At 38.4% G+C, this 1,397-nt stretch carries 4 protein-coding genes; all 4 read right to left on the bottom strand.

Annotated features, from left to right (window positions below; all coding sequences use genetic code 11):
• The coding region (gene rfbC / locus BM015_RS21235) for a dTDP-4-dehydrorhamnose 3,5-epimerase (protein WP_090663375.1) at window positions 1-464 on the bottom strand (464 nt) is incomplete at its 3' end.
• Between the two features lie 14 nt (window positions 465-478).
• Window positions 479-961, bottom strand: a complete 483-nt coding sequence (locus BM015_RS21240) for a PIN domain-containing protein (protein WP_090663377.1) — start codon at window positions 959-961, stop codon at window positions 479-481.
• Window positions 945-1,187: a UPF0175 family protein gene (locus BM015_RS21245; protein ID WP_090663379.1), complete on the bottom strand. Its 243-nt coding sequence runs from the start codon at window positions 1,185-1,187 to the stop codon at window positions 945-947. Before BM015_RS21245 ends, BM015_RS21240 begins: the two co-directional genes overlap by 17 nt.
• A 24-nt stretch (window positions 1,188-1,211) precedes the next feature.
• A partial coding sequence (locus BM015_RS21250; RefSeq protein ID WP_177191994.1) for a GDP-mannose 4,6-dehydratase occupies window positions 1,212-1,397 on the bottom strand: 186 nt, incomplete at its 5' end.

The following is a 1,397-nucleotide window of genomic DNA, read 5'->3' on the forward strand; positions in this document are numbered from 1 at the left end:
ATGTTAAGATCAGGGTCATCGTACATAATACCCAGTTCAGCAGCCTTGTTATAAAAATTATCACATTTATAAAAGAAAACAGCCGTATCGCTCAGTACCACAAAACCATGCGCAAAGCCGCGGGGAATGTATAATTGCTTATGGTTTTCACCGGTAAGCTCAATGGAAAAAGCCTTACCGAATGAAGGAGAATATTTTCTGAGGTCAACCGCCACATCCAACACCTTGCCGGATAAAACACGCACCAGTTTTGATTGTGCATGTTCGCCTGTTTGCGCATGCAGCCCGCGCAGCACACCACGTGTGGAAGATGATTGGTTATCCTGAACAAACGGCGTGGCTACGCCCGTTAATTCTTCAAACTTTTTAGCATTGAAGCTTTCAAAGAAATAGCCACGGCTATCTGCAAAAACCGTGTCGTGAATAATGTAGCAGTCCTGTAAAGGGGTTTTTTCAATCTTCATTTATTGTTCTTAAATTAAACTTCTCCGGCTAGTATCAGCATTTGAGTTATTAACTGGTCTGTCATCCAGAAATTATAGGTATATTTTAGCTGCAGCAGGTCTGGCTTAAGTTCCTTAATTAACCCGCGGTGTTTGGCCTGCAATAATATGCCTAATGTGCCGGTGGTATGAAAACCATATTCACCGGCAATTTTTTTGCCCTTTCTTTCATCTATTAAAATCAAATCAGCTTTTCTTTCAATTGCTAAAATTATTGCTGCGCTTTCTCCTTCATCCAAAACAACCATCAACTCTTCCTTCTTCATTTTGTTTATAACTTCAGCTATATTTATCCAACTGCTGTTTGCCTTAATAACTGATGCTAACACGGGCATTGAATTTATTTCTGCTGCAACTTCTGAAGGTATTATAACGAACCGGAAAAGTTCTTTCAGGAGATTAAACCTGTTGATATGGATGAGGCTGCTGAGCGGAGTAGTATCACTTACCACTATCATTTAAAACAAATTGTAAATTATCCAGGTCGAGCTTTACATCTTCAATTGAATACTTGATATATATACCTTTTGTTTTCATCAGTTTCATAAAATCATCTTTCGACAAACCGGCAAAGGCAGCGGCTTTGCCAAGACTGTATATTTCCTTCTCGTATAATATAAGTGCGATTTCTTTTCTTATATCTGCCTCGGAAGCCTTGTCTTTTATATCAAGCTCTATTAGCATAATGCAAAAATAAAAATTAAACTCCTACCTGTTGCTGTATTGTTCTGTATAATAGTTTTGATAAGCGCCGCTGGTAACATTTTTAAGCCATTCCTCGTTTTGCAAATACCAGTCAATGGTTTTGCTTAACCCTTCTTCAAAAGTTACAGATGGTTTCCAGCCAAGTTCTTTATTAATTTTCGTGGCATCAATAGCATAGCGCAAATCGTG

Source organism: Parafilimonas terrae (assembly GCF_900115755.1).
In the GTDB taxonomy this organism is placed as follows: Bacteria; Bacteroidota; Bacteroidia; order Chitinophagales; family Chitinophagaceae; genus Parafilimonas; species Parafilimonas terrae.